The sequence below is a fragment of the Nostoc sp. UHCC 0251 genome (genome assembly GCF_034932245.1).
Taxonomy (GTDB): domain Bacteria; phylum Cyanobacteriota; class Cyanobacteriia; order Cyanobacteriales; family Nostocaceae; genus Nostoc.
This window is the reverse complement of record NZ_JAYGHD010000076.1, coordinates 1-19,111: the sequence shown is the minus strand read 5'-3', so window position 1 is coordinate 19,111 and position 19,111 is coordinate 1. Positions and strand designations below refer to the sequence as shown.

The 19,111-nt window shown below is 40.2% G+C and carries 16 protein-coding genes and 1 pseudogene; 6 read left to right on the top strand and 11 right to left on the bottom strand.

What is annotated here, in order from left to right; all coding sequences use genetic code 11:
• Positions 1-54: 54 nt before the first annotated feature.
• The 4 genes and pseudogenes from VB740_RS11510 to crtW form a co-directional block, all read right to left on the bottom strand.
• Positions 55-672, bottom strand: a pseudogene (locus VB740_RS11510) (hypothetical protein); the annotation flags it as partial.
• Positions 669-1,994, bottom strand: coding sequence for an ATP-binding protein (locus tag VB740_RS11505; RefSeq protein WP_323200136.1), 1,326 nt, complete (start codon positions 1,992-1,994; stop codon positions 669-671). The gene VB740_RS11505 and the pseudogene VB740_RS11510, both read right to left, overlap by 4 nt.
• A 348-nt stretch (positions 1,995-2,342) precedes the next feature.
• Entirely contained in the window at positions 2,343-3,383 is a 1,041-nt protein-coding gene (gene cofG, locus VB740_RS11500; protein WP_323200135.1) for a 7,8-didemethyl-8-hydroxy-5-deazariboflavin synthase subunit CofG, read from the bottom strand.
• A gap of 85 nt (positions 3,384-3,468) precedes the next feature.
• Positions 3,469-4,230 (bottom strand): beta-carotene ketolase CrtW, encoded by a 762-nt coding sequence (crtW, locus tag VB740_RS11495; protein ID WP_323200134.1) that lies wholly within the window; start codon positions 4,228-4,230, stop codon positions 3,469-3,471.
• Positions 4,231-5,051: 821 nt separating this feature from the next.
• Here crtW and VB740_RS11490 point away from each other — a divergent pair.
• Positions 5,052-5,870 carry an SDR family oxidoreductase gene (locus VB740_RS11490; RefSeq protein ID WP_323200133.1) on the top strand — a complete coding sequence of 273 codons (819 nt, stop codon included), beginning with the start codon at positions 5,052-5,054 and terminating at the stop codon, positions 5,868-5,870.
• Between the two features lie 160 nt (positions 5,871-6,030).
• Here VB740_RS11490 and VB740_RS11485 read toward each other — a convergent pair whose 3' ends face one another.
• From VB740_RS11485 to VB740_RS11460, 6 genes are all read right to left on the bottom strand, one after another.
• Positions 6,031-6,492, bottom strand: a complete 462-nt coding sequence (locus VB740_RS11485; RefSeq protein WP_323200132.1) for an SRPBCC family protein — start codon at positions 6,490-6,492, stop codon at positions 6,031-6,033.
• Positions 6,493-6,511: 19 nt separating this feature from the next.
• Positions 6,512-6,700 (bottom strand): CPXCG motif-containing cysteine-rich protein, encoded by a 189-nt coding sequence (locus VB740_RS11480; protein ID WP_190728608.1) that lies wholly within the window; start codon positions 6,698-6,700, stop codon positions 6,512-6,514.
• Positions 6,701-6,817: 117 nt separating this feature from the next.
• Entirely contained in the window at positions 6,818-8,473 is a 1,656-nt protein-coding gene (locus VB740_RS11475; RefSeq protein WP_323200131.1) for a radical SAM protein, read from the bottom strand.
• Between the two features lie 138 nt (positions 8,474-8,611).
• Entirely contained in the window at positions 8,612-8,866 is a 255-nt protein-coding gene (locus tag VB740_RS11470) for a SemiSWEET transporter (protein WP_323200130.1), read from the bottom strand.
• A gap of 177 nt (positions 8,867-9,043) precedes the next feature.
• A complete protein-coding gene (locus tag VB740_RS11465) occupies positions 9,044-9,949 on the bottom strand; it encodes a hypothetical protein (protein WP_323200129.1) in 906 nt (301 codons plus the stop codon).
• Positions 9,950-9,991: 42 nt separating this feature from the next.
• A complete protein-coding gene (locus tag VB740_RS11460) occupies positions 9,992-11,875 on the bottom strand; it encodes a hypothetical protein (RefSeq protein WP_323200128.1) in 1,884 nt (627 codons plus the stop codon).
• Between the two features lie 257 nt (positions 11,876-12,132).
• Between VB740_RS11460 and VB740_RS11455 the strand changes: the two genes are divergently transcribed.
• Entirely contained in the window at positions 12,133-13,950 is a 1,818-nt protein-coding gene (locus VB740_RS11455) for a tetratricopeptide repeat protein (protein WP_323200127.1), read from the top strand.
• Between the two features lie 107 nt (positions 13,951-14,057).
• Here the strand turns inward: VB740_RS11455 and VB740_RS11450 are convergent, their stop codons facing one another.
• Positions 14,058-15,251 (bottom strand): FAD-dependent oxidoreductase, encoded by a 1,194-nt coding sequence (locus tag VB740_RS11450; RefSeq protein WP_323200126.1) that lies wholly within the window; start codon positions 15,249-15,251, stop codon positions 14,058-14,060.
• Between the two features lie 360 nt (positions 15,252-15,611).
• Between VB740_RS11450 and VB740_RS11445 the strand changes: the two genes are divergently transcribed.
• The 4 genes from VB740_RS11445 to VB740_RS11430 all read left to right on the top strand — a co-directional run bounded on the left by VB740_RS11445 (position 15,612) and on the right by VB740_RS11430 (position 18,987).
• Entirely contained in the window at positions 15,612-16,355 is a 744-nt protein-coding gene (locus VB740_RS11445) for a pentapeptide repeat-containing protein (protein WP_323200125.1), read from the top strand.
• Between the two features lie 217 nt (positions 16,356-16,572).
• Positions 16,573-18,048, top strand: coding sequence for a pentapeptide repeat-containing protein (locus tag VB740_RS11440; protein ID WP_323200124.1), 1,476 nt, complete (start codon positions 16,573-16,575; stop codon positions 18,046-18,048).
• Between the two features lie 229 nt (positions 18,049-18,277).
• Positions 18,278-18,553, top strand: coding sequence for a hypothetical protein (locus tag VB740_RS11435; protein ID WP_323200123.1), 276 nt, complete (start codon positions 18,278-18,280; stop codon positions 18,551-18,553).
• Positions 18,541-18,987, top strand: coding sequence for a type II toxin-antitoxin system VapC family toxin (locus VB740_RS11430; protein ID WP_323200122.1), 447 nt, complete (start codon positions 18,541-18,543; stop codon positions 18,985-18,987). Before VB740_RS11435 ends, VB740_RS11430 begins: the two co-directional genes overlap by 13 nt.
• Positions 18,988-19,111 lie beyond the last annotated feature (124 nt).

The window sequence follows — 19,111 nt, the reverse complement described above, 5'->3', positions numbered from 1 at the left end:
CTTGGTAATGTCTGTGTTTTTCTCGCCTCAATTACTACTAGCTAGGCAGTTACGTATTTTCTCTATTTGTTTTTCCGGAGTTAGTTTCAAATATTCCTTATAATCTGTTTCATCTAGTAGACGAGATAATTCTTCATTTACTACTTCTGGCGTTGTCGGTAATTCAAATACGCCAGAACGCCAATCAAAAAAATCTGGGGCGCGGTGAATAAAATAGTTTATCGAAAATGAACGTAAAAGAAAAACAAAGCTAATGGGGAAGTCATTTCTAAAGCGTTCTCGCTGTTGGTTTAAGTGATTTAAAATATGCGGAACACTGGTTAAATTGCTAAATTGTCCTTCTGTAATTTCGCCAAAACTTCTTTTTTCATACTTATATAAAGAATATTCCAGACCTTTAATCAATAAAACATCAACTTGCTTGTCTTTAACAAACTCTGCTACTGGCTGATATAAATTATCAATCGCCTCAACGAACCGCAAAACTGCAATCTTTTTCTGCGGAATCTCCTGGGGAAGTTTGACAATAAACTTGTCTGCTTCCACAGGTGTACATTGGACAAAAAACAAACCAAATCCTGATTTTCGCTTCAGTGCGCGAAGCAAGTCTTGATAAGCTTCTTCTGGTTCTGGGGGTAAATCATCATCCCAATCAGTTAAATTTGGGTTCATGAAAATTTCGCTACGGCTTCTTTAAATTCTGGAATTCCTTGAATCAATGGATGAATGTCATACCAACGCTGCATCTCTCCCTCATCATCTAAATAGCGGTATTCTAAAAGACAACGGTTATACATCAAACTCCGATACAAGTCATCATTAATAATCCTCTTAGAACAAGACACTTCCGCTAACAGACACCATTGATGATTTTCCACAGCGCGGCGATAAGTATCTCTGGCTTGAGTAATTGCTCGTCGCACCGCCTTTTCTGAAACAGGTAACTCTTCAGTGCGTCCAATGGCGTCCTGAGTTAACAATAGCAAATTCCTAACATGACCTCCACTCATTAAACAAAGTCTGTCTAAGGTTTGGGGACTGTCGAAAATTTCCGTTTCTAGTGATAGTTCCGGTGCAATTTGCCGGACTCGCTTGTTAATTACTTCTTTAACTTTCTTAAGTCCTGGCTGGTAAACTTCCCCCTTGAGAGTGTTTACCATAATCATCGGCAAAATTTGGGGGTCGCCGTAGATATCTCTGAGGTCTGTTGCCCTGGTAGAATAGACCATTGAAATAGGGACAGTGTAAATCAAATGGCAATCTAAAGCTTGGAGTTGTTCGCTGCGGTCTAAAAAGACTTCCTCATAGTTGGTGCGATCTCCGTCTTTGACTAACACCATCCGGTCTAAATTATCGACAATTACCGCCAGTTGAGTTTTACCTGTAGGTAAGTTCTTTTTTGCATCCGCTAGAAACTCATTTAACACCTCAATTAAAGTGACTGTGTAAGGATCAATTTTTTGGCGAATCCTCTGGCGTAATTCAGGAACAGCTCTTAAATTTGCGGTTAACTTGGCGAATTGAGCAACTTGGGCTTCTACTTCCAGACTCTCAAACTCTAGGGGAGTCAGCGCCAAGTCTTTTAAATCTCCCCAACGACTTTTTAACCAGTTGAGTATGGGGCGAGGACTGGCAATTTCTTTTAAATCTTTGAGCAAACGGCGGGTACAGGCGAGGAGAATATCTGTATATTGGGCATCTTCAGAATCGATATCCTCTTCATCAGCCGCAAAATAGACAACATAAAATTGCCGATTTTCTAAATACTTCTTTAGCCTGAGTAATTCTGTAGACTTCCCTGCACCCCGATGACCAGAATACAATTGGCAAGTATTTGTATTTGATCGTTGCATCCGATTTCCCAACTCTTGCAAAATATCGGCATCTCCCCGCACATCCTGACAATCTACATATTTTGGATCACCTGCGGGTAAGGGTTCAAAGGGGTTAAAGGCGTTGTAGAGGTTTGCGAGTAAGTCATCATTATTAAGCATATGTAAAAAATATAGCAATGATGCTCATAATAATCGAGATTATACAGAGTTGAGGTGGATTCATCCAGTTTAAAGACTCGTTAACGGAGTTCAGAGGTAAGCTACGCTTTGTCTCCCCTCCCCTTGCTAAGGCTACCGTGTATACATAAGTCGAAAATTCTCTACCCACATTGTTGTCAGAGTGAAACTGTCACACTCACCGACATCCCGCCCAGAACTGAAGTTCTGGGCTGATAGCTAAAGTCCACTCAAGTGGACTGAATTAATCATTTAGTCCACTTGAGTGGACTTCAGCTATGAGACTCGGAATTCATTCCGAGGCGGGATAGAAACGCAGTGCGAGATTTATTAATGATATGGCTGCGGCAAGACTTGTGTATACACCGTAGCCTTGCTAAGGGGAGGGGTATTAGGGACTTTTGCAAGAGGTCTAGTTTTTCGCCAGTGCTTCACTGCTGTTTGTAATTCGCCCGACAACCAGCTATCAAATTGCGGATAAACTGGCGATCGCGCCACCAATTCCCACCCCGCAGGTTGTAAAATTTCTCTTAATGCTTGTTCCTGAACATGGGGATAATCAGGATTCACTTCATCTTTTGGCCCAATTCCACCCAAATCTCTAGCACCAGCTTCGATACAAGCGAGTAACCATCGGTCATCTTTAACTAAATTGGGGGGAATTTGAATAGTAATATCTGGCGGTAAAATCTCACGTGCTTTAGCAATTACTTCTGGTAATTCATGAGGGTCAAAAGGTGGTGCATCAAAGGTTTGCTGATGTCCTGGACTATGAGGTTGCAGGATGACTTCTTGAATATGGTGATAACGTTGATGCATATCAGATATAGCTGTCAATGTTTCCCACCAATCATTTACAGTTTCCCCGATTCCCAACAGTAACCCAGTTGTAAAGGGAATCTGCAACTCTCCCGCCCATTGCAGTTGTTGTAAACGAACTTCAGGTAATTTACTCGGTGCGTGCCGATGTACAGTATTTAACAATATTGGCGTTAACTGTTCCAACATCAGCCCCATCGAAACATTTACACACTTGAGCTTTTGCATTTCCTCAAAACTCAACGGCCCCGCATTGCTGTGCGGTAAAAATCCCATTGAAAGCGCTAACTCGCACAAATCATAAATCCGCCCAAACCACGCCTGACGCCTTGGCGAATGGGGATGGACTTCACCGCTAAGGATGAGGATTTCACAAACATTTTGGCTTTGAAGTGGTTTTAGAATACTTTCTGCATCTGAAATACTCATCCAGGGACTTTTACCCGGTTCGCTGCGAAAGTTGCAGTAACTACAGCGATTAAAGCACTCGTAAGTAGGAACGATTGTATAAGCAGGGCTATAGGTGACAAGACGAGAATTATTAATTGACATAAGAGGATAATCTAAAAGAATGCCTTACTCAAACTATATAGATTACCGTGTGACTCTTGTTGCCATGAGATTAGATAAACAATAACTATTTTGCTTTGTAAATTTCTGGTAACTGCCACCAAGAAATATGGGGATATTCGTGATGTTCCTCGTGGTAACCAAAATGATAGCACGTGATAAATGACCACCAAATAGGACGGCTAATTGTTCGGGCACGATGAGGCTGAATATAACCTCCCATTGGTTCACTATGGGGTAAAAAAGTTCCGAAATAGAATAATTGTAATGAGCTTAAAAGCGAGGGAAGCACCCAAAAGTAAGTTAGATTATCAGTTGGTATATGGAGTATGTATTTTGCAAAGTTATAAATAATAGTTAACGCAATTATTTGCCCCCAACTCCAGTAACCTTTCATAAAATGAAAATACCAAGCGAAGAAGTTTTGGTGTTTTCCGTTATGAAAATCTGGGTCTAATTGACTTGCTGGATTGTGGTGGTGTAACCAATGTTTTTTCAATAATTTTTGATATGGTAAAAGACCATAAAGAGATAGGGTCAATGTTCCAATCAAATGATTAATCTTGGGGTTCTGGGGAAATACTACCCCATGCATGGCATCATGAGATGTAATAAATAATCCCGTATATAAAAATGTCTGCCATAGTATAACAGGCAATAACATCCACAATTTTAGCTTGGAGATGTCAAGGGAAAGTAATATACTCAGGCTAATGACCCATACGCTAACAATAACAATAGCAATTAAAAGCCCCTTAAACTGGGATTTACTTCTCACTACTGGAGTCAGTTTTGTTTGATGACTGGGTGGTTGTTCTAACTGGATCACGCTTTTACTCCGCCTAGTATTCAGGTGAAAATTTCAAAAATATAGTCATGATAAAAACAACTAACCGAGAAATTCTGTTAGTGGTCAATTTTTTACACTGGACAATGCCAATGAGCAAAAATATGTATAAATATTAAGATACTTTACCTAGTATTACACAAGCAACTGCTATTCTAAAAACTGTTTTCGGGTGAAAGGTTGGGTGATATGAGCAAGGGCACTGTTCAACCTAGTATCTACAATAACCAGCGTCTTCTTTTTGATCATTTGTAAACAGTCTGTAGCAAAGACAGTCAATACCAACGGGGAATAGAGAAAATGAGCCAGGGTGCATACTGCACTAACTGTAGCTGTTTCCAAAGCAGGTAAGCTAGAAAACCGATCATACTTAGGCGACGCTCCAAAGCTCAGGGTGAGGAGTCAGCACGAGTTCAGTAGCATTGCGGTTTTTGCCATTATATGCATTTCAGGTTGATTGCTAAGGTAAAGTGCCATTATTAAGTTAAGTTAAGAAGCTAATTACATCCTTCATATTACTTAACTTACTAATTTGGCGCTATCTGTCTCTAGTTTCAATGAAGCAACTCTAAAGAATGAGATTTTAAGGAGGTTTAGGAAATATTTATCTAACAAAAATTCCATAATTAGCTTTTATTAGCCTATAGAGCAGAGGTATTTTTACCAAACAAGTGCTTATGCAAACTTGTAGTATCACTAAAAAACTATTTTGGATATGATCAAAATCTAACGAAAGTTAGAAGGTTTCTAGAGCTTTATTACCCAAACTAATAAAGAGTAAATAGGTTTTTCAAACTTCAAGTATGACTCCTACAGTACTGATTACAGGTGCTTCTGAAGGCATTGGCAAAGCAACGGCTCTTTTATTTGCGCGGCAAGGATATGACTTGGTACTTGCAGCTCGTCATGCTGACGGCTTGGAAGCCTTAGCGCAAGAGGTGCAAAGCATTGGTTGTGCAGCACCATTAACGGTTACTTGCGATGTCACTGACTCATCTCAGGTAAACGCATTAGTGCAAAAGGCATTAGAAAATTATGGTTATATCGACGTACTGATAAACAACGCGGGCATCTTCGCATCGGGGCCAGTAGAGCAATTTTCTCTCGATGATTGGCATAAAATTATAGACACTAATTTATGGGGATATATCCACACTATTAATGCCCTTTTGCCTCATTTCCTCCAGCGTCGAAGTGGAACTATAGTTAATTTAAGTTCCATCGGTGGTAAAGTACCAACTGCTTACTTGGTACCCTACTGTACTAGTAAGTTTGGCGTGACAGGGTTGACGGAATCTCTACAAGTAGAACTACAGCCAAAAGGTATTCATGTTTGTGGGATTTATCCGAATTTAATTAAGAGTACTTTAATGGAACGGGCAGTTTTTCGAGGCAAAGATGAGCAAGATACTCAAGCTCGTCGTGGGCAGCTTGAGAGTGTGCTGAAAAATCCGGTGGTGGAGAAGCCTGAAAATGTGGCAAATGCTATCTGGGATGCAGTCAAGAATAACAAGTCAGAAGTGATGGTTGGTTCGGCGAATTTCTCACAAGCTTTGTATCGCTTGTTTCCTGGTTTGATAAAGTGGGTTTCGCGGCAAGGGTTGAAGAATCAGGATAATTAATTTTTGCTATAGGAATCATATTTGATTTCTGAAAATATTTCATTCGGGTGTGTTATGCCGTAGGCTAACGCACCATCCGAAGATTTTGGTGCGTTACGGAAGCCGTAACACACCCTACATATACTTAGATTTTTTCATAAATCAAATACTAGTCATAATATTAACCCAAGTTGTATTGTGACTCACATTCTCGTTTCGTTACATAGTGGCGATAGCGAAACATTGCTTCTAGTTGCGCTTGCACTAACCAACCACTGACAAATTCAACTGTTCCTCCGCCAGGCATAGAGAAGGAAATAGTATCAGTCAGTCTGGTTTTGCCAGCTTCGGGTTCAAATTCATGCCGATGTACCCAAGACTCAAAGGGGCCAGATATTTGTTCGTCGGTAAACAGGCGATATTTTTCATATTCAGTATGACGCGCTAACCAAGTTAAGGGTAATGGGCCGAGAAACAGGCGAAATTCTGTGATAGCACCTACATTTAGCCCACCTTCACGACGAACCACTTGGACTGGCTGCCAAGGTGGATTCAACAGTTGCAAAATATCTGGCCGTTCGTGAAATTTCCAAACTACTTCTGTTGGGGCATTAATTACTGAGGAATGTTTAAAGTGCAGCATGGAAAGAAAAACCTAAAATTCAACTTTCGGATTCTGTATCAATTTCGATATCTAAGGTATCTTCATCAACCCGGACATACAAAATATTTGGGTTACAGCAAACTTGACAATCTTCAATATAAGATTGCTGTCCTCCAGCACTCAAATCAATAAAAGTTAAGTTCGGTTCGCCGCAATAGGCGCAGTAATACTCAGCTGTGTTTTGCATGGAGTTTTCTGGATTGGGAATTGGGCATTGGGCATTGGGCATTGGGCATTGGGAATTGGGTATTAAATTTTAATCTTAGTCCTTAATCCCCAGTCCCTATTCCCTAGTCCCTAGTCCCTAGTCCCTACTGCCCAGTAACGGCTGTAGTTCTTTTGGGGATGGGTTGATATAACTCTGAGCTTCAGCCAAATGCTTTAGTAGTGTAGACTGTGGCAGAGGCCCTTGCAAGTGGCTCCAAGGTAATACTTGTTCTGTTGACCATTCGGCGTGGACGTAGAAATCTAAGTCGGGGATTTGTCCCTTGAGTTGTTTAAAAGCACGTTTGTAGCTACCCAAGGAGTCGCCAAAGTCACGAGTCAGTTGAAGAAGTTGAGAGAGCCTGCGATCGCCTCTCGACAACAAAGCCTGTATAATCGACCAATTATAACTTTCTGGGCGAAATTCTATTCCCTGTGGTTTTAGCTGTTTTTGCAAAAACTGCAACCGCTTTTCTGCTTGGCGATTCACCCCAAACCATTGAAATGGTGTGTGTGCTTTGGGTACAAAGGTGCTGCATCCGTATGTTAACCGCAATCCCGGCGCAGCTTTTTTGATATTACGCATCATCGCCACGGTTTGCTCTAAATCCTCTGTTTCTTCACCGGGGATTCCTGCCATTCCGTAGAGTTTCAAGCTTTTTAATCCGCCAGCTTTGGCGTTTATGGCTGCTTGAATAATTTCATCGTTATGCAGCTTTTTATTGACGATTTGGCGGATTTTCTCAGAACCACTCTCTACTGCAATGGTAAGCGATCGCGTGTCTCGTTTCGTCAGAGTTTCTGCTAACTGAACTGTTACGGTATTGGTTCGCACGGAGGCAATACTGAGACGGACATCATCGTACTTTGGCTGACTAATATAATCTAGCAAAGTCTCAAATTCTGGGTGTTGAGTTACAGAAGCCCCTAATAATCCTAGCCGATTTGTGACTTCTAAACCTCTTTCAATGGCTGGAATTAATGAACTTTCAAGACTAGCTGTTCTAAAAGGCAGTGTGAGATAACTCGCCAAACAAAAGCGGCACATCTCTGGACAACTTCTCACCACTTCCACCATGTAAATATTTTCCCATGCGGCTTTTTCAGTGACTACAGTTGAAGCTGATAGAGTATTTCCCCGATAAGTCTGCTTTTGCACCACTGCGGGAATTTCTGGAGAAATTGGTTTAATTGACTTTACTGCACCATCTATGCTGTGATACTCGACTTCATACAAACTGGGAATATAAATTCCTGGGATTTGTGCAAGTCTTTTTAGCTGAGTTTGTCTTGAGGCATTTCTCACTTCTTTGTACGCCTCAATAAAATTCCCCAGGAGGTTTTCGCCATCTCCCAGTAAAATTACATCAAAAAAAGCTGCGAAAGGTTCGGGATTCGCTGTGAGAACGGGCCCACCACCAAAAATTATCGGATGAGAATCATCACGAGAAGTTGCCAGAATGGGAATTTCTAAAGATTCCAGCAGATTTAAAATATTCACATAATCCAGTTCCCAGGAAATCGAAAATCCCATAATTTCCGGGGTTCTGGGGAGTTGTTCGTGAGTATCTGTAAACAGGCGACTCACCTGCACATCATCACGCATAGCCAAAGTTGCCCAAACTACCTGATAGCCGAGGCTAGTGATACCTACGCTGTACTCATTGGGAAAGGCAAAAATGATGGGGATAGCGTCGGTGTCTGGGTTAGCGGGGGTGAAAAGGAGGCGTTCAGAGGTAAATACAGATGAGGTCATGATAATTCGTAATTCGTAATTCGTAATTAATACAATTAGACTCAGGTTATATACAGGGAGTTTGCAATTAATTGTTTTTCTTCTTGCTATTCACAGAATATATCCTTTTACTGTCACAGGTTTTAGTTATGAGCAGGGTTATCTATATTTAATTTTAAGCCATAGAATTATCAAGTTAAATAACAATGTCACGCTATTAGCAAGAATAATTGGCAAGGCTTGTAAATAGATTCCGTAGATTAACCACAAAAAAACACCAATTATGAATGTAATTAGCGTAACGATAGAAACATCTTTGGCTGATTTCGTTTGCCACGTTTTAAACATCTGTGGCAAAAAAGAGATTGTGGTTATTGTGGCAGCCGCTAATCCTAGAATTGTCAGAAAATCCATGCGATGCAAACCTATAAAATAAAGTTTTCATTGGTTAAACAACTTATAAATTGATTTTTATCATACTGTATTAATGTCTTCAAATTTACATTGTAATGTAAGGTAGGAAGTGGAAAAAATAAAAAGGGAAAAGAGTTAAAATCTTTTCCCTAATCAGTAAAGGATAGGTGATTGACACTAGGAAAAACTATCAATTAATTCTTCACGGGATAACTGCAAAAGTAAAGGTGTAAACTCTTCTGGTGGTAACGTCAATAAAGGTTCAATAATTGCTTGAAGCTCATTATCTATTTCACCAAAGCGAACTTTGAGCAAGTTTTCCACCACCAAGCGTTCTCCCTGCTGAATTCCTGTTTCGAGTCCCCGTTGTTCACCTTCTTGTATCGCCTGTTCTCGGTCTTGTTGGTAAAGTGGTGCTAATCGCATAAGTAATTCCCTATCTTCCTCGTCTTGATTTTGAGTGACTTGTAAGTTTTGTTGCAAGTTGTACAGCAATTCTAACGCTGCTTTTCGGAAAGGATTATCAGGAGTAAGCGCTTCTAGTTCGTCAATTGCTTGCTTTTGAACGTTGCCTCTACCGATGATTCTCAGCCATAAGGTTTCTGAGATTGATGGCAACTGATGAATTGCTACTATCACAGTACGCAAATACTCTGGCATGAAGTAGATTCCAGGCAGGTAGTCAACTTTTGGGTTAGCACCAAATCCTGATAAGAGTTGCGCTGATGCTGTGGGGGTAAGAATCCATAATTTTGGTAAATCAGATTCTAGAATGCGTGTTTTATTTCGATTGGACTGTCGTTGTAAATCGCCACGTACCTCTAATAATTTTAAGAGGCAATCGCAAATTTCTGTAGCTGATGCTGCGTTACGAAATGGTTCAAGTAGACAAGGGGTAGTGACAAGTTGACCTAATAATCCAAGTGTTTGTGGCATGTTACTTGGTTGTGGTTTAGGAATGAAATAAACGTCAATTTGTCTAACTTCTCCTGCGACTCGTCTAGGTGCTTGGACTTCGCCGTAAGGAGTCAGTAATTGTTCAAGATAGTCTTTGGCAAATTGGTCGTGAATAAATCTGGTCATGTTGGTAGTTTGATGATGCAAACCAGTTTATTTACCATTAGCTTACGGCTTTTTGAGATAAGACTTAGCCCAAGAGTAGCGTTGTGAATCTTTTTTCAGCAGATACTCTATTACTTCTCGACGCTTGTTTTCATCCTTAGCATTTTTCACTACTCGCTTGATTTCAGAATCCATATCTCTAGGATTAGCACCACGTTTGATTGCTTCTTGAAACCAATACTCACCATCTGAATATTGATGCCGTTCAAAACAAATAGCTCCCATCAAGGTGTAAGGGTGATGGCTTTTTGGTTGATACTCGATAGCTTGACGAGCGCAATTTTCTGCGTTATCTAGTTTTTGAATATCTCGAAAGGCTCCACCTCTGCTAGTTAGTAAAGCTGACTTGAGTTTATTTTCTTTGATTTTGTCGAATTCTAAATTATTTGTCAGTTGCAATGCCTGTTCTGGTTCATCTGCTTTACGCCAATGGCTACTAGCATTTGCTAAGTTCCATTTGTTGCCAGTGCGCTGAAACTCCTGCTCATAAAAATTTGCTTCAATTGTGTGGTAAGAAATCCAAATTTTCCCAGAGACTAAATTCTTCTCTTGATACTTATGCTCTTTTTGCCAGCTATAATAATTATATGTTGGTTGAGGCACTTTAATTTTAGTCTCTTGCAGCCAAGCAAACTCTGTTGGTTCAAGTCGCTCTTTTAATTCAAGTTTTTGCAAAACTGTGTATAAAAGACTGGTGTGTAATTTATCTTGATAGCCTAAAACATCATATTTTAATTTCAAAGTTGCAAAGTGCTTTTGTCTAGCAAAAATAATGATATCTTCACGTCTATTATTTTTCAGCCACTCAATTTCTGATTCATTAAGTAGTTCTCCTAAATCTATTTTAGATTTTAGGGTAGAGGCGTATTTTTCATTTGCAATTTCTATAATCTCAGTCAGCTTGCGTTTTTTGAGGAAGTTAATATCCTGTTCACCTAACTGATTGCACAATTCAAGCCTTTTAAGAATTTTATACAGGTGACTCTTAGGCGTTGAATCCTGATACTCAGTTGCTTTATACTTAGCTTTCAAGACAGCGAATTCTCGTGTTTGTTCCAATTCTTGAGCAATGGCAATTGTTTCGCTAAGTCCTTGCTGTTCTAGCCAGTTAATTTCTGACTCACTCAAATTATTTTTTGCGTCAATGTTTTGCAGTATTGGATATAACGGACTGGATAATAATGAGTCTGAATATTTAATCGCTTGGTATTTCTCTTTTAACTCAGCAAACTGAGCTTCTTTTTCTGACTCCTGTTGCCTAAAAATTTCTGCTGTCTCAAATAGCTCTTGCTTTATCAACCATTCTAATTCAGGGGTGCTTATTCTTTGTTTGCTTTCTAGTTTATTGAGAGTTTTATATAGTGGACTATTAATTGATGAGCCTTGGTATTTTGTAGCCCGATACTTTGTCTTCAAAGCAAAAAAATGCCTCTCCAATTCCACTTTATGAATAAGAGCAACTGTCGCACCAAGCCCATTATTTTTTAGCCATTCAATCTCTGAATCCGTTAGTGGATTCCCTGAATGAAACTTCCAAAGGATTGGATACAGAATAATAGAAATATTTTTGAAAGCTCCTGATAATTTAGGGACTTGATACTGAGATTTGAGAAGGGAAAACTCATTTTCTAAGTTTCTAAGTTCTTCTAACTTATATTGCTGCTGTAGGCAAACGGTTTCAACTGTTTTAAAAAGTTCTTGCTCTTTTAACCAAGAGAACTCTAATTCAGTTAACTCAATCCCTAAATCAACTTTTCGCAATATAAGATACAGAAGACTAGAGGGTGATGAATCGTTATATTTAGTTGCTTGGTATTTGGTTTTGAGGCTAGTAAAGTGTTTTAAACGATTTTGATACTCTTTGTCTGTATTGATAGTAGCAGTCATAGCACTTAGATAAATGTGTTATCCGCTACTATAGCAATACCAGTAGAAAACGGCGAGTCAGACACCTACTGTCCTTGTTTGCGGTGCTTGCTGCTGTTTAAGTCGCCTGAAATACGCTGCACTGATCTGGGCTAACACAACATCAGGAATTAAAATCTTAGCAAGAGGCACAATAGTAGCTGGAACGATTTTCAAAACATATCGTTAAAAATCCCATTGCCTGAAAGCTAGAGAATGCTGAAATCCAAAAAAATTATATGAATGCTGAAAAATTATTAAACCAAGGATCAAACCACAATTTGCAAGGGGATTACCAAGGGGCGATCGCAGCCTATACCCAAGCAATAAAACTCAATCCTAACTATGCCGAAGCTTACCATAATCGGGGGATTATTTTAAGTGGTCAACTCAAAGATTATCGGAGTGCGATCGCAGATTTTAATCGCGCCATAGAAATCAATCCCAATTTTGCCACAGCCTATTGTCACCGAGGTAATGCACGTTACTTATTAGCCGATTACGAAGGAGCGATCGCGGATCATAACCAAGCATTACAAATCGATCCAAATCTCGCCCAATCTTACCACAGCCGGGGTAATGCTTACTTTGCCCTAGAAAAATACGACAAAGCGATCGCTGATTATATCCAAACAATCGAAACTAGTACCCAGTTAGCTGATAATATCAATATTGATATTGCCAATGCTTATCATAATCGGGGTGTAACTTGTTTTGAAAGCGGCGATCATCAAGGAGCGATCACAGATTTTCAACAAGCTTTACAGTGGCATCCCAATTTTGCCGCAGCTTACAGCAATCGGGGTAATATTCACCATATCTTAGGAAATTTTCACGAAGCGATCGCTGACCATAACCGGGCATTACAATTAGATCCAAACTTAGCTGAGGCTTATCATAATCGAGGTAACGCCCACTACTCTTTAGCAGACTATCAAAGTGCGATCGCAGATTACAACCGCGCCCTAGAAATTAACCCCAAGTTTGCCGGAGCATATTACAATCGGGGTCTGGTTCTTGCTCATCTCAAAGAATATCACCGAGCAATTGAGGATTTTAACCAAGCGCTAAAGTTCAATCCTGATGATGTACAAGCCTATTCGGAACGGGGTCTTGTTCGTAGTACTCTTGAAGACTATGAAGGTGCGATCGCAGATTATGACAAAGCTTTACAAGAAAATCCGACTCTAGCTTTAGTATACGGCTTTCGGGCGAACGCTCGTCGGCGACTGGGAGATTATCAAGGCGCAATTGAAGATAGTAATCGCCTGTTACAACTCAATCCTAGTTTAGCTGAAGGATATTGCGATCGCGCGGCGGCTCGTCGTTCTTTAGGAGATCATAAAGGAGCAATTAAAGATTACGATCGGGCATTACACATTAATGATAACTTAGCCGCAGCTTATTACGGTCGCGGTATTGCCCGTGAAGCTCTGCAAGATTTACAGGGAGCAATTGATGATAACACCCAAGCAATAGAGTTGGTTCCGGAATTTTCGCAAGCGTACTGCAATCGAGGTAATGCTCGTCGTCTTTTGGGGGATGAACAAGGAGCGATCACAGATTATAATCAAGCATTGAAAATTAATCCCGATTTAGTTGAAGCATATTACAACCGAGGTTCTACCCATTATGCTTTAGAAGAATATGAAAGTGCGATCGCAGATTATACCCAAGCATTGCAAATAAATCCCCAATCTGCTGCATTTTACAGCGATCGCGCTAATGCTCGCTATGCAGTAGAAGATTATCAAGGGGCAATAGAAGATTACAGTCGGGCGATCGCGATCGACCCCAGCTTTGCTGAAGACTGGTACAATCGGGGTCGTAGCCGTTCTCTATTGGGAGACTTGCAGGGAGCGCTTACAGACTTGAACCTCGCTTTACAGCGTCAGCCTAATTGGGCTTCAGCTTACATCCTTCGAGCAGATGTCTACCGAAATCTGGGTGACTCTCAAAGAGCAATTGCCGACTTCCAGAAATCCGCAGATTTGTATTACCAAGAAGGGAATATCCAGTATTATCAACAAATTATTGAGCTAATTGAACAGCTTTGATGAGGGGATTGGGTACTGGGCATTGGGCATTGGGCATTGGGCATTGGGCAGGGACATCGTTATTCTTCCCCTGCTTCCCCTACTCCCTACTCCCTACTCCCTACTCCCTACTCCTCAAACCGAAAGTGTTCCATAAAGCGGCGGTCAATCCAATCTTTGTAACGCCACAAGAGTTTGTGAGGTGGTAAAGTGAAGATGCCTTTGGTTGCAATCGCTCGTCCGTCTCCTGTACCAATTAAACTCAAATATTGTTTTTGTGGTCTATAGGGTTTGAGCGACTTACCTACTAAGATTCGTTGCAAATTCTCAAATAAAGGCTTGCCTTGCCTAACAGCAAATACCCCAGCTTTCGGACGCGGATGATTTATCATTGTGGCAATGTCACCAGATGCAAATACCTGCGGGTGCGTTTGAGATTGCAACGTGTCCTTTACCAAAATAAAACCTTGCTCATCAGTTCCTAGTCCAGTCGTTTTTAACCATTCAGGTGCTGATGCTTGTGTTACCCAAAAAATTTTATTACACTCTACTGTCAAGCCAGATTCGCATTTAATTTCAAATATTTCTTTAGTTTCCCTGTGTGGTGTAGGTGCAACTTTACATACAGTTTCTCCAATATGTAGCTTAATACCTCGCTCGGTTAAAATTTGCTGAATTTGATGCCGTACTGACGAATGGTAATTGGGCATCAGTGCCGTGCCACGCTGGAATAAATGAAGTTCCAGATTTTGAATTGGTTGTTGAGTTTGATGTAAAATGCGATGTAAATGAGATTGCATCGACAGCGCCAATTCTACACCGCCAGCGCCTCCACCCACGATCGCAATGCTAATTGGTTCTTGAGTATTTTTACCTACAGCTTCAATTAATTCATACCAATGTTCCAATAGGTGCGATACTGGTTTAGCTGCGATCGCATATTCTGCTGCACCTGATACAGACACTGTGGCCGGAGTGCTGCCAATATCAATAGACAGCACATCAAAATCTACCGCAAGTCCGCTAGCACAAAGAACTTTGTGATTTTCTAAGTCTAGGGCAACTACTCTGTCAATATACAACTGTGCTTGAGCAAAGTTCGCTAAAGGTCGCAAGTCAATATGACATTCGTCGTGGCTATAAAATCCGGCAATGTGTCCTGGTAACATTCCAGAGTAGGCTGTCTTTTTAGCTACGGTGATTAATGTCAAACGGACACCAGGTAAAAACTTTCTCCCAAACATTTTCAGGGCAATTGCATGGCTGTGACCACCACCAATCAGCACTAAGTCTTTAACTATAGGCTGTAATTTTTGCTGCATTGAAGTAGTTAATAACAATATTATTTAAGTTGTGAGGTTTTTTGTGTTCGCGTAGCGTCTCTGTAGCAATAGACTACTCTTTATGAATAAGTGGTTTTTAACGAATGGTTTATGACTGCTTTAACACTAATTATGCATCAATCCAAATTATCAGGATTAGGGTTAATCGATAGTGAAGAATTAAGAGCAGCGAGTATAACTAACGATTGAGGATCATAGGTAGTATATATGTTAGCGTCTACTTACTCAACATTTATTTTATCTATTTTGTTCATTGCATTAGCATGTTCAGATATTGACCACGCATAAAACAATAGCATACGCGTTTTATCTTTTTAAACCTACTTTTATCAATTAAAAATGTTGACAGTAATTATTAATGCTTTTCAGGGCATAAAAAATATTTTACCGACAAATGACGGTCAGCTATCAAAAATATGTCTGTGGATACATGCTTTTGAGGAAAAAATTAATCAAACTCAGCATCATTCGCCGAAAGAACGTTTAAGAATAGCAATCGAACAACTAGGGAATAAGACAATAGAAACCAGTCTAGCTGTAATTAATGATTTAGAGGAAATTGCCCAAAATCATCCACAGTACCATTGGATAATTATGGACATTCTTACTAATTTTGTACGAGAGAATGCTCCTTACATACCCCAAGAGAAAGTAACGAGCAACCTGTCAACAAAAATTCGTGTAGATATTCAAGCAGCCCTTACCGTTATTGCTAGAAGAGATGTAAACAAAGACCCAGAGAATGAGCAACTTGATTTAAGTTACACGGATATAAGAGGAGCAAATCTGAATCGAGCGTACCTAAAACAGACAAATCTCTATCAAGCTAATCTTGCTGGAGCTAACCTCACAGAAGCTAATCTCGCGGGAGCAATTCTCAGTGCAGCTAACCTAGAAGGTACTAATTTATATTTAGCTAACCTAGAAGGAGCAATCCTCAGTGCAGCTAGTCTAAAAGGAGCTAACTTAGAAGGAGCTAACCTCCATTGTGCAAGCTTATATTTAGCTGGGCTAAATGGGGCAGTTCTCAATGATGCCATACTCGATGGGGCAAACCTCAGAGAAGCTAAATTCTCTGAGTAAAACACTCCCTTTGGGGAAGTCAAAAGTCAAAAGTCACGCATAATTGTATTCCGAGCTTCTTGCACCATTGGAAATGGTATGTAAGCTATAGTATAGTTCGATGTCATTAACTAGTTAATTGAGTGTCTTGACACCTATTATAATTTTCTGCTAAATGCTATACTATTTTTCCCCAACATCTAAGTAATAATTCTAGGTTGTAAGGAAAATCGCTACCATGTCTTCTAAAAAGACAGACGCTCTTTTGAATTGGTTGATAACTATAACAGTTATATTTGGCTTCTCCTTGACTGTAATTTTTTTCGCTTTGTCTAGTATTAAAGAATTGTCAATTCAGGAAAAAATTCAGTATAGAAACCAAGCATTAACAACTACTGCAATAGTTTTTCTAGCATCGGCAGCAATGTTTAATACTTATTATGCAGCAAAGCGTGCCCAAGCGATGCATAAAAATGCGATCGCAGCTGAGAAAAACCTGGAAATTGGCATTCAAAATGCAAAAGTTAATCAAGACAGATTGATTTCAGAGCGCTTTATGGGGGCAATTGCCCAGCTTGGTCATGAAAAGGTTGAAACCCGGACAGGCGCAGTTTATGCATTAGAAAGAGTTGCTCAGGATTTTCCTAAAGAACACTGGACAATCATGGAAATTCTCACTGCTTTTGTGCGAGAGAATGCACCTATCCAGCAGGTGAGAGTAGAGCAACAAAAGCCAGAATATTCACCAGCCGCTTACTCAGGTAGGCGTAGAGGTGGGTCGCGTCCGACACAGCAGTTAGAGCAAAACCTCCATGAAGAATTGCCAACAATCCGCACCGATATTCAAGCAGCCCTAAGTGTCATCGGCAGGCGGAATTTACTCGAAGACCCCAAAGATCAAAAACTCGATTTACGTAATATCGACATCAGGCGAGCAGACCTGCTAGGAGTTAATCTGCAACAAGCAGACTTACGTGGTGCTGACCTGAGTGGGGCTGACCTGGGTGGAGCAGACTTGAGTGAGGCTAACTTGAACGGCGCTAAACTCGTTAGGTCTATTCTCTATGAAACCAAATTACTAAAAGCTAGCCTCTGTGGAGCAAACCTTTCTTGGGCTAATCTCAACCGCGCTAATTTCTCTGGGGCAAACATGCGTTCAGCCAATCTCTCTGGAGCAAGTCTGCGCGTGACTAATCTGCAAGGAGCAAACCTCTATAAAGCTAACTTACAACAAGCAATCTTAAAAATCGCCAACCTTTCTGGGGCAAAGCTATTTTTAGCTAACTTGCAAGGAGCAAAACTAGGTAAAGCCAATCTGCACATGACGGGTTTGATTGGTGCCAACCTCTCAGGGGCAAACTTGAATGGTGCCGACCTTTCGGGAGCTAACTTGAATGCAGCCAAACTCCACCAAACAGATGTCTATTTTGCCAACCTCTCAGAAGCCAGTTTAACGGAAGCTGACCTGTATCAAGCAAACCTCATCGGAGCTAATCTGTATAGGGCGACCTTTTATCAAGCTAACTTGGCTCAGGCGAACCTGATGGGAGCTAACTTTTCAGAAGCTGACCTTAGTGATGTCAAACTGGAAGGGACAATTTTAACAGGGGCTAAAAACTTAGAGTTACAGCAGATTAGAAAAGCACTTGGCGATCGCACCACTCGCCTACCTGATTATATAGAAGCACCGACAGATTGGCGACAATCAAGTTGAGTTATCAAAGCATCATTAATTATTTGGGCGCATTCTACCAGTTTCACTTAATGCTATAGTTTTTACCAAAAGTCTCCGTAATAATTTTGGAGATGAGGAAGACGAAAGCTATGTCTGATAACAATACAGACACACCGAGAAATTTATTTATAATTCTAATTTTATCGAACATAATTCAGTTGGGTATTCTGACCGAAAAACTTGTAGGAGAATATAGAAGAGAACAATCTTGCCTATAGTATTAATCAATGTTGAGGGAAAAACCATGCAATCAGCTTTACGTATCACAACCAAAGTTTTACCAGGAAACAAAATAGAAATTGAAATTCCAGAAGCTGAAATAGGCGATAGCGTTGATGTATTTGTGATTTTACCAGAAAAAGCTGAATCAAAACATCGTTCTGTACTGGAAATTATAGAAGAAAGCCGTAGGAGACACCCTTCTCGAACTGCTGAGGATATAGACAGACAACTACAAGAAGAACGCTTATCATGGGACAGCTAATGCTTCCAGCAAGTGGCTCTATTTATATAGATACTTCAGTGGCTATTTATACTATTGAAGGCATCTCTGATTATTACTCTCTTCTGCAACCACTATGGTATAAGTTTTATGCGGGAGAAATTAAAATCATCAGCAGTGAACTAATATTAATGGAGGTTTTAGTTGTTCCATTGCGTAATGGTAATAGTTCTTTAGTAGCAGACTATGAAGAACTATTATTATCATCATCTCAATTACAGTTAATTCCTATTAGTCAATCAATACTACGACAAGCTGCGAATATTCGGGCTACAAGTAACCTCAAAACACCCGATGCTATTCATGCTGCAACAGCTTTATCTGTTAATTCCCACCAATTTATTACCAACGATAAAGGTTTTCGTAACGTTCCTGGTTTACCTGTTGTTATCCTCAATGAAGTTTTAGCATCTTAAACAATTCGCACAACAATCTTATAGCGGTTCTCGTTTATGTGAGTACACCCGTAGGGGCACGGCACTGCCCATTGGTGTCAACTTAACGTGAAAGCCAGCCTAGAACCAGCTTTTACATATTGTC

Coding starts and splice junctions, on each gene's coding strand:
- VB740_RS11465 (WP_323200129.1), bottom strand. CDS start 9,949: ATGACCAGATTTATTCACGACCAATTTGCCAAAGACTATCTTGAACAA.
- VB740_RS11460 (WP_323200128.1), bottom strand. CDS start 11,875: ATGACTGCTACTATCAATACAGACAAAGAGTATCAAAATCGTTTAAAA.
- VB740_RS11475 (WP_323200131.1), bottom strand. CDS start 8,473: ATGACCTCATCTGTATTTACCTCTGAACGCCTCCTTTTCACCCCCGCT.
- VB740_RS11480 (WP_190728608.1), bottom strand. CDS start 6,700: ATGCAAAACACAGCTGAGTATTACTGCGCCTATTGCGGCGAACCGAAC.
- VB740_RS11490 (WP_323200133.1), top strand. CDS start 5,052: ATGACTCCTACAGTACTGATTACAGGTGCTTCTGAAGGCATTGGCAAA.
- VB740_RS11505 (WP_323200136.1), bottom strand. CDS start 1,994: ATGCTTAATAATGATGACTTACTCGCAAACCTCTACAACGCCTTTAAC.
- VB740_RS11470 (WP_323200130.1), bottom strand. CDS start 8,866: ATGGATTTTCTGACAATTCTAGGATTAGCGGCTGCCACAATAACCACA.
- VB740_RS11450 (WP_323200126.1), bottom strand. CDS start 15,251: ATGCAGCAAAAATTACAGCCTATAGTTAAAGACTTAGTGCTGATTGGT.
- VB740_RS11485 (WP_323200132.1), bottom strand. CDS start 6,492: ATGCTGCACTTTAAACATTCCTCAGTAATTAATGCCCCAACAGAAGTA.
- VB740_RS11440 (WP_323200124.1), top strand. CDS start 16,573: ATGTCTTCTAAAAAGACAGACGCTCTTTTGAATTGGTTGATAACTATA.
- VB740_RS11430 (WP_323200122.1), top strand. CDS start 18,541: ATGGGACAGCTAATGCTTCCAGCAAGTGGCTCTATTTATATAGATACT.
- VB740_RS11455 (WP_323200127.1), top strand. CDS start 12,133: ATGAATGCTGAAAAATTATTAAACCAAGGATCAAACCACAATTTGCAA.
- cofG (WP_323200135.1), bottom strand. CDS start 3,383: ATGTCAATTAATAATTCTCGTCTTGTCACCTATAGCCCTGCTTATACA.
- VB740_RS11445 (WP_323200125.1), top strand. CDS start 15,612: ATGTTGACAGTAATTATTAATGCTTTTCAGGGCATAAAAAATATTTTA.